This is a genomic window from Micromonospora sagamiensis, from assembly GCF_014680085.1.
Lineage (GTDB): Bacteria > Actinomycetota > Actinomycetes > Mycobacteriales > Micromonosporaceae > Micromonospora > Micromonospora inyonensis.
Window position 1 is genome coordinate 4,103,040 of the sequence record NZ_AP023438.1, and the last position, 9,211, is coordinate 4,112,250.

Below are 9,211 nucleotides of genomic sequence, written 5' to 3' on the forward strand. Positions count from 1 at the left end.
CTGTATCACTTCATCCTTGGGGGCCGCCCAGTGTCACTCAGAACGTCAACCCGACCGGGCCGCAGTTCGGTCGCGGTCCGCTGGCTCGCCGCGCTCTCCGCGCCGGCACTGGTCGCCACGCTCCTGGTGGCGACCCCCGGCGCGGCCACCGGCCTCACGCCGGTGGTCAGCACCCTCACCTCGGCGAACCCGGCCGACACCACCCCGCACGCGCAGAACGGCGACGTCAAGGCGTTCGCCGAGATCGGCGACACGATCTACGCGGGCGGCAGCTTCACCTCGGTCAAGAGCCCCGGTGCGGCGACCTGGACGGCGCGCAACTACCTCTTCGCGTACGACCGGGCGACCGGCGCGCTGAAGACCTCGTTCGCGCCGGTGCTGGACGGCGCGGTGCACGCGCTCGCGGTCAACCCGGACGGCAAGCTGATCGTCGGCGGGAACTTCAAGACCGTCAACGGGGTGTCCCGGAAGAACCTGGTCGCCCTGGACCCGGTCACCGGCGCCACGGTGGGCACCTGGGTCGGCCGCAGTGACGGCGGCCAGGTGCGGCGCACCATCGTGCGGGGCAACCACCTGTACATCGCCGGTGCCTTCCACTGGGTCAACGGCACCTCGCACTCGCTGCTGGCCCGGCTCAACGCCACGACCGGTGCGATCGACCCGACCTTCCAGATCGACGCGTCGGTGGCCCGCACCAGCACCGAGCTGGTCTGGGGGCTGGACGTGTCGCCGGACAACGGCACCCTGGTCGCGGTCGGCAACTTCACCGTGGTGAACGGGCAGTCCCGGAACCAGGTGGTGATGGTCGAGCTGGACGGCACCCCGTCGGTCGCCGACTGGAGCACCCAGCGCTACGTGCACCCCTGCTCCAGCGCGAGCTTCCCGTTCTACGCCCGGGACGTCGACTTCGCCGACGACGGCAGCTACTTCGTGATCGTGGCGGACGGCGGCCGGGCGAGCGGGGCGTACTGCGACACGATCGCCCGGTTCGAGACCGGCACCCGGGGCAGCGCGATCGACGGCACCTGGGTCAACCACACCGGCCACGACTCGGTGACCTCGGTCGAGGTGGCCGACAACGTGGTCTACGTCGCCGGGCACTTCCGCTGGCTGAACAACACCAACGGCAACGACTCGGCCGGTCCGGGTGCGATCGACCGGTACGGCTACGGCGCGCTCGACCCGATCAACGGCATGCCGCTGGCCTGGAACCCGCAGCGCACCGGCGCACCGGCGGGCACCACCAACTGGGGCCCGATCGTCTGGGAGCTGTGGCGGGGCAGCGCCGGCATCCACGCCGGCTTCGACAACGACGGCACCGGCGGCGAGTACCACGGCCGGATGGCCCTCTTCCCGCTGGCCGGCGGTCGCGTCGTCCCGGCGGTCAACGCGCCGCAGACCACCCCCGGCTACCTCTACATCGGCGGTCGGGACGGCCAGCTCACCCGGGTGCCCTTCGACGGGGCGGCGACCCTCGGCACGCCGAGCGTGGTCAGCCAGCCGAACCTGACCGGTGCGGGCGCGGCGTTCGCCGTGCACAACAAGCTCTACTGGTCGAAGGCCGACGGCGGCCTGGCGACCACCAGCTCCCTGCACATCTCGACGTTCACCGGTGGCACGGTGGGCGCGTCCTGGCTCGGCAGCGGCTACAACGACTGGTACAACACGGCCACCATGAGCGGGGCGTTCTACCTGAACGGGCGGATGTACTACACCAAGGCCGGGCAGAACACGCTGTACTACCGCTACCTGGAGCCGGACGGCTACACCATCGGCGCCTCCGAGTTCACCGTCCCGAGCCAGGGCGTCAGCTGGGGTTCGGTGCGGGGGATGACCTGGGTGGGGGGCCGGATCGTCTACGGCACCTACTCTCTGCTCGGCCCCGGCAACCTGTGGGCGGTCCCCTTCGACGGGGCGGCCGTGGACGGGGCCGCCGCGGTCCAGCTCGCCACGGGCACCCGTGACACGGACTGGGACAGCCCGACGCTGTTCTACGCCACCTCCTGACCACGTCCGGTGCGCCGGTGGCGCACCGGCGGGACGACCGACGGCACCCGGCCGGCCACCCCTCGCGGGGGTGGCCGTCCGGGCGTCGGTAGGAGATCCGACCGACTTCCGGCTGACCGGGGGGCGGACCCGGGCCGGACCGTCGACGACAATGGGAGGAACGACCGTCCGCGAGTGCGGGTCGACCACCGGCTCCGTACGCCCCCGCCGCACCCCAGAGGACCTGTTTGATGGACGCGACCGACGTCGCCCGACCACGCCCTGTCGGGCTGGCAGATCTCGCGCGGATCCCCCTGCGCCGCTGGCGCACCGTGCTCGCCGCGATGGGCCTGCTGCTGCTCCTCGTCGTCGCCTACCTCGTCTTCGTTCCGGCCGTCTACACCGCGACGACCGTGGTCGTGGTCCGGCCGGTGGTGACCGACCCGTTCTCGCTGCCCGCCGGGGGCGCCGACCGGGCGGTCAACATGACCGCCGAGACCGGCATCGCGACCAGCAACGATGTCATCGACCGGGTGGCCCAGATCACCGGTCGGGACGTCGAGGGCGTGGCCAACGCGCTGAAGGTGGAGACGCCGGTCGGCGGTCAGCTCCTGCGGTTCAGCTACGCGGGGGAGAGCGAGCGGGAGGCGGTCGCGGGGGCGAACGGGGCGGCCGAGACGTACCTCAGCCACCGCAAGGGGATGTACGAGGACCAGCGCGCCGCCGTGCTCAAGTCGTACGACGACACGATCGCGCTGGTGACCACGCAGCGGACCACCACCCAGCGGGCCCTGCCGGCGGAGGGGTCCACCAACGCCTCCCCCCGGACCAGCGCGCTGCTCGACCAGATCCGGGCCCTCAACGACCAGTTGGCGCAGCTCGCCGAGCAGCGTTCCAAAATCGCATCCGCGGACCTGAGCCCCGGCTCGGTCACCAGCGCCGCCCGCGCGCCGGTCCCCTCGAACCGGGACTCGGCCCCGATCTACGTCCTCGCCGGGCTGCTCGGCGGGGCGCTGCTCGGCACGCTGCTGGCCTTCGTCCGGGAGGCGATCGACCGTCGGGTGCGCTCGGCCAACGAGGCTTCCGAGATCATCGGTGCGCCGCTGCTCGGCACGGTGCACCGGGGCAAGGGCGACGCCGCCACGTCCGACATGCGGTACCTCGCCCTGGCGCTGAACCGGTGGGTCGAGCGGCCGACCCCGGTCCCGCTGGTGGTGCTCTCCAGCGACGAGGACGAGGGCCGGGCCCAGGTGAGCGCGGGGCTGGCCGCCGCCCTGGCCGAGGCCGGGCACGAGGTGCGGCTGGGCAGCTCCCCGGAGAGCCTGGAGCAGATCCGGCCGGTCCTGCTCGCCGCCCAGCGGCGCGTCCCACCGGCGGTCGCGGCCACCCGGCCCCAGCTCACCAACCCCCCGGCCACGCCGGTGGCGAAGGCGGCCGTCGAACTCATCCCGAAGCCGCGCGTCGCCGAGGGCATCAGCCCGTCCCGGTCGATGGACGACACCGTGCAGATCTCGGCGGTGCGTGCGTCCGGCCCGGCCGGCGGTTCCGGCGCGACGAGCGGCCCCGACGACACCGTGCAGATCACGCCGGTGCGTTCGTCCCGGCCGGCGGGTGGCGTCCCGCCGGCGGGCAGCTCCGACGACACGGTGCTGATCACCCCGGTGCGCAAGCCCCGGCCCAGCCCGGGACCGGACGCCAAGAACGGCGGTGTGTACCGCTCCGGCACCGCGAACGAGCCACCGAAGCCGGCCCCGGCGGCGGCGACCGCCGCGGCCAGCGTCCCGGCCACGTCGGCCACCCCGGGCACGCCGACCGGTCCGGGCGCCACCGACGACCGGACGGTCCGCATCGGCACCGGTGTCGTCCGGCTCATCCGTGATCTCGACTCCGGCGACGACAAGGGGCTGGTGCTGCTCGACGCCCCGGCCGCCACCCGCGACGACCGTGGCGTGCGGATCGCCCGCGCCGGCTTCGCGGTGCTGGTGACCGCCCGGGACCGGACCCGCACGGCCCACCTGGGCCGAGTGGTCGAGCGGCTCCGTGCCGCCGGGGTGAACCCGGTCGGCTTCGTGTTGACGAGGGATGGACGTGACTGACCCGGCACCGACCGACCAGACGCACCCGCGGGTGACCGCGGTGATCGCCACCCGGGACCGCCCCGGCCTGCTGGAGCGGGCCGTCCAGGCCGTGCTGGACCAGGACTACCCGGGCGAGATCGAGTGCGTGGTGGTCTACGACCACTGCGACATCCGGCCGCTGGACGTCCGGGTGCCGGAGCGCGGGCGGACGCTGAGCTACGTGAACAACACCCACCGGCAAGGGCTGCCCGGTGGGCGCAACACCGGCGCGGACGTGGCCACCGGCGAGCTGATCGCGTTCTGCGACGACGACGACCTCTGGCTCCCCGCCCGGCTGAGCCGGCAGGTGGAGCTGCTACGGCGGCGGCCGGACGCGGCGGCGGCGAGCTGCGGCATCCGGTTGCAGGGCCCCGGCATCGCCAAGGAACGCCGTCTCGACCGGGACGAGGTCATCCTGGACGACTTCCTCGCCGACCGGGTGATGGAGGTGCACTCCAGCACGATGCTGGTCCGGCGGTCGACCTGGGACGCGATCGGCCCGGTGGACGAGGAGATCCCCGGCGGGTACGGCGAGGACTACGAGTGGCTGCTCCGGGTCGCCGCGCACGGGCCGGTGGTGATCGCCCCCGAGGTGCTGGTGGTGGTCGACTGGCACGGCGGGTCGTTCTTCTTCGGGCGCTGGGCGGTCATCGTCGAGGCGTCCCGTTACCTGCTCGCCAAGCACCCCGAGCTGGCCCGTAGCCGGACCGGCCTGGCCCGCATCCACGGCCAGATCGCCTTCGCGCTGGCCTCCGGGCACCGCCGGGGCGAGGCGCTGCGGGAGCTGGTCCGGGTGGTTCGGCTCAACCCGACCGAGAAGCGGGTCCTGGTGACCCTGCCGGTGGCGCTGGGCCTGGTCTCCGGGGAGCGGGTGCTGAGCCTGGCGCAGCGGCGGGGGCGGGGTGTCTGACCGACCCGACCGGGCCGCCGCCGGGGGAGAGGTCCGGCGCGGCACCCGTAACGGGGCGGTCGGGCTGGCCGGAGCGGCCGTCAACGGGCTGCTCGGCTTCGTGCTGACCCTGGTGATCGTGCGGGGGTTCGGCCCCACCGGTTCCGGGGCGATCTTCACCGCGATCGGCGTCGTCACGATCGTCGGCGTGCTCTGCTGCGCGGGCGCGGACACCGCCCTGGTCTGGTCGCTGCCCCGACGACGGCTGGGCCCCCGGGGGGACGCCGCCCGGCTGCTCCCGGTGGCGCTGGTGCCCACCCTGCTCGGGTCGACCGTGGTGGCCGTGGCCGGGGTGGCCCTGGCCGGACCGCTCGCCCCGGTCCTGTTCGACCGCCCCGGTGGCGACGGGCCGGCGCTGCTGCGGCTGGCGTTCGCCACCCTGCCGTTGACCGTGGCGATGACCGTCCTGGTCGCGGCGGTGCGCGCGGTGCGTCCGGTGACCGCCGTGGTGGCCGTCCAGTACGTGCTGGTGCCGTTGGCCCGGCCGTTGCTCGTGGCGGCGGCGGTGGTCGGCGGTGCCGGGGTGGTGCTTGCCTTCGGCGGCTGGCTGTTCCCGGCCGCCCTGGCGGTGCTGGCCTGCGCGGCGATGCTGCTCGGTCCGCTCGGGCTGACCTCGGGTGCCGTGCTGTGGCCGGAGCGGGCCGACTGGCGGACCTTCTGGGGCTTCGCGCTGCCCCGCGCCGCGTCGGCGACCATCGACGCGAGCAGTCTCTGGCTCAGCGTGCTGCTCACCACGGCGCTGGCCGGGCAGGCGGACGCCGGTGTGCTCGGCGGGGTCGGCCGGTACGTGCTCGCCGGACTGCTGGTCATGCAGGGGCTGCGGGTGGCGGTCGCGCCGCAGCTGTCCCGGTTGCTGGGGCAGGACCGGACGGTCGAGGCCGCCGAGGTCTACCGCCGGACCACCATGATGATCATTGTGCTCTCCTGGCCGGCGTACCTCATCCTCGGCTTCTTCGCCCCGGGCTTCCTGAGCCTGTTCGGGCCGGAGTTCGGTGCGGGCGCGACCGCGATGACCGTGCTGGCCGGCGCGATGATGGTCAACTCCGGGGTCGGGATCGTGCAGACCATGCTCCTGATGAGCGGCAACAGCGGCAAGCACCTGATGGCCGCCTCGACCGGCCTGGTGCTCAACGTCGGTCTCGCCGTGGTCCTGGTGCCCCGGCACGGCGTGCTGGGGGCGGCGGTCGCCTGGACGGTCGGGATCGTGGTGGAGAACCTGCTCGCGGCCCGCGCCGCCCGGATCGCGATCGGCCAGCCGCTGCTCACCGGTGCGCTGCTGAAGGCCGGGGCGCTGGCCGGCGCGGGCACGCTGGTGCTCGCCACCCTCGGCGCGACGGTGGCCGGCCGGGGCGTCGCGGGGCTGGCCCTGACCGTGGCGCTGCTGCTGGTCGGCTGCGCCCTGCTGCTGCTCGACCGCCGGGTCCGCCGGGTGGTCCGGGCCGCGGCGGCGACCCTGCGGCCGACGCCCCGGGACCGGCAGGACGAGGGTTCACCCGACCGGGCGGCGGTGGCCGGCTCCGGCGGAACGAGAGGGATGCGATGACGATCCGGGACCGGGCCAAGAGCGTGCTGCCCACGGGGGTGCGGGCGCGGGTACGCGGCTCACTGGTGCGCTACGGCGAGTGGACGAGCGACCAGCGTCCGCTGCCGGACTTCCTGATCGCCGGAACGAAGCGGGGCGGGACCACCTCGCTCTGGCGGTACCTGCTGGAGCACCCCCTGGTGCCCCGGCTCTTCCCCGCGTGGAACACCAAGACCTCGCACTACTTCGAGGAGAACTGGGGCCGGGGCGAGGCGTGGTACCGCTCGCACTTCCCGACCCAGCGGCAGCGCCGCGCGCTGGAACGCAAGCACGGTGGGCCGACCCGGGTGGGGGAGGCCGCGCCGCTGTACATGTTCCACCCGCTCGCCCCGCAGCGGGTCGCCGACCTGCTCCCCGAGGTACGGCTGATCTTCCTGCTCCGCGATCCGGTGGAGCGGGCGTACTCGCACTGGAAGGAGCGGCGTACCGAGGGGAAGGAGCCGCTGGAGTTCGCCGAGGCGCTGGCACGGGAGGAGGAGCGGACGGCCGGTGAGCGGGAGCGGCTGGTCGCGGAGCCGACGTACTTCAGCGAGGCGTACGACTGGTACACCTACCGGGCCCGGGGCCGTTACCTGGAACACCTCGAACCCTGGCTGGACCGCTTCGACCGGGAGCAGATGCTCTTCCTGCCCAGCGAGACGCTCTACCGGGAGCCGGCCGCCACGTACGCCCGGGTGCTGGACTTCCTCGGCCTGCCGCCGCACCAGCTCGCCCGGTTCGAGGTGTTCAACGACCGGCGCAGCAGCGCGATGGACCCGGCGGTCCGGGCGGAGCTGAGCACGTACTTCGCCCCGTACAACGACGCGTTGGCCGAGCGGCTGGGCATGGGATTCGACTGGTCGCGCCCGTGAGTAGGTGAGCGTGTCACTGCCAATAAAACGGACATAAGCCCTCTAGGTTGGGCGAATGGCTCGTCGTTTGGTTGTGGTGGTCACCGTCCTGCTGACCATGGTGGTTCCCGTCGTCGCGCCCTCGTCGGCGCGCTCGGCACCGGCCGTGGTCGGCCGGTCCGTGCACCCCGGGGTCGCGGTGGACGACTTCGCGCTCACCGCCGCGCCCGCGTCGGTGACGGTGACCGCGGGATACCCGGCCCGCTTCACCATCGCCACCACCGTCGTCTCGGGCGGATCGCAGCCGGTCACCCTCCGGGTCACCGACCTGCCCGCCGGGGTCGGCGCCGTGTTCACCCCGGCCACCGTCGCGGCCGGTGAGTCGACCCGTCTGGCCCTGCACACCTCGATCTCCACGCGTCCCGGCACCTTCGTCCTCACCGTCGAGGGCGTGGGCGCGTCGGTGACCCGTCAGGTGGAGGTGCGGCTGGTCGTCCGCGCCGCAGCGGTCGTCCGGGCCGCCTTCTACTACCCGTGGTTCCCGGAGGCGTGGCGGCAGCAGGGGCTGGACCCGTTCACCAACTACCGGCCCACCCGTGGCCTCTACCAGGTGGACGAGGCGACCGTCCGGTCCCAGGTCGCCGAGATGCGCGAGGGCTGGATCACCCTGGGCATCGCCTCCTGGTTCGGCCGGGGCAGCACCACCGACCGACACTGGCCGGCGATGATGGCCGGGGCCCGCAACACCGGCTTCTCCTGGGCCCCCTACTACGAACCGGAGAGCACCTCCCAGCCGGACGCCGAACGGATCGCCGAGGACCTGCACTACCTGCGGGCCACCTACGGCGGGGCGCGTTCCCCGCTGGCCGTCCTGCCCGGCAAGGGGATGGTGGTCTTCGTCTACAACGCCAACGACCTGACCACCGAGCTGGGCTGCGCCACGGTGGACCGCTGGAACACCGCCCGTGACCTGCTCGCCCGCCGCTACGGCGAGACCGTCCACGTCAACCTCAAGGTCTTCCCCGGCTTCCGGACCTGCGCCGGCACCCCGCGCGTCGACGGGTGGCACCAGTACGGTCCGGACCGCGCGGAGAGCGACTTCAGCGCCGCCCCCGGCGAGGGCTCGTACACCGTCTCGCCCGGCTTCTGGAAGGCCGGCCTGGCGTACGGGCAGGCGCCCTTCCTCGCCCGCAACCGGGACCGCTGGCGGTCCGGCCTGACCCGGATGAACGCCTCGGGCGCGCGCTGGCAGTTGATCACCACGTGGAACGAGTGGGGCGAGGGCACCTCGATCGAGGCGTCCTCCGGCTGCCGCAACCCGGTGCCGTCGGGGACCTGGTGCGACTGGAGCGGCGACGGGCTCTCCGAACCCGTTGCGGACCTGCGGGACGTGCCGCCCCCGGGTGCGCCGGCCCCCACTGCGCCGCTCTCCGCTGCGCCGCCCTCCGCTTCGTCGGGGCGTTGATGCGCTGCGGAATGCGTCGGCCGAGTCGTCGAACGGATCGCCGCGATCGATGGCTCCCGGCGTTTCCGGGTGGCCCTCGATGGATTATCCAAGCGGGCCACGGCCGCCCGCGAGGCCGTCACGCGCCCGAATATGATTCGGGTTTGGAATTTCTGTCGTCGATGTCGTTGCGCCGTTGTGGTTAATTGTTTAACCAGTCGCGACAATCTGATCTTCGTAGCGCTTGAGCTGGAGAAACGACCACAAAAACGTGAACGCGTTGCGACGGAAAACGCCTGCCTG

At 73.1% G+C, this 9,211-nt stretch carries 6 protein-coding genes; all 6 read left to right on the plus strand.

Going from position 1 to position 9,211, the window contains the following annotated elements; translation table 11 throughout:
- Nucleotides 1-30 precede the first annotated feature (30 nt).
- Entirely contained in the window at nt 31-2,007 is a 1,977-nt protein-coding gene (locus IGA62_RS18110; protein WP_232624683.1) for a delta-60 repeat domain-containing protein, read from the plus strand.
- Nucleotides 2,008-2,237: 230 nt separating this feature from the next.
- Entirely contained in the window at nt 2,238-4,082 is a 1,845-nt protein-coding gene (locus IGA62_RS18115; RefSeq protein WP_145819647.1) for a hypothetical protein, read from the plus strand.
- Complete coding sequence (locus tag IGA62_RS18120; protein WP_232624684.1) at nt 4,075-5,013, plus strand: glycosyltransferase family 2 protein; 939 nt, start codon at nt 4,075-4,077, stop codon at nt 5,011-5,013. The genes IGA62_RS18115 and IGA62_RS18120 overlap by 8 nt, the downstream gene beginning before the upstream one ends.
- Complete coding sequence (locus tag IGA62_RS18125) at nt 5,006-6,595, plus strand: lipopolysaccharide biosynthesis protein (RefSeq protein ID WP_145819645.1); 1,590 nt, start codon at nt 5,006-5,008, stop codon at nt 6,593-6,595. Before IGA62_RS18120 ends, IGA62_RS18125 begins: the two co-directional genes overlap by 8 nt.
- A complete protein-coding gene (locus tag IGA62_RS18130; protein ID WP_145819644.1) occupies nt 6,592-7,485 on the plus strand; it encodes a sulfotransferase domain-containing protein in 894 nt (297 codons plus the stop codon). The genes IGA62_RS18125 and IGA62_RS18130 overlap by 4 nt, the downstream gene beginning before the upstream one ends.
- A gap of 55 nt (nt 7,486-7,540) precedes the next feature.
- Nucleotides 7,541-8,929 (plus strand): glycoside hydrolase family 71/99 protein, encoded by a 1,389-nt coding sequence (locus IGA62_RS18135; protein ID WP_145819643.1) that lies wholly within the window; start codon nt 7,541-7,543, stop codon nt 8,927-8,929.
- Nucleotides 8,930-9,211 lie beyond the last annotated feature (282 nt).

Excerpts from the sequence above, each read along its gene's own strand:
- IGA62_RS18130 (WP_145819644.1), top strand. The coding sequence starts at position 6,592 with ATGACGATCCGGGACCGGGCCAAGAGCGTGCTGCCCACGGGGGTGCGG.
- IGA62_RS18115 (WP_145819647.1), top strand. The coding sequence starts at position 2,238 with ATGGACGCGACCGACGTCGCCCGACCACGCCCTGTCGGGCTGGCAGAT.
- IGA62_RS18135 (WP_145819643.1), top strand. The coding sequence starts at position 7,541 with ATGGCTCGTCGTTTGGTTGTGGTGGTCACCGTCCTGCTGACCATGGTG.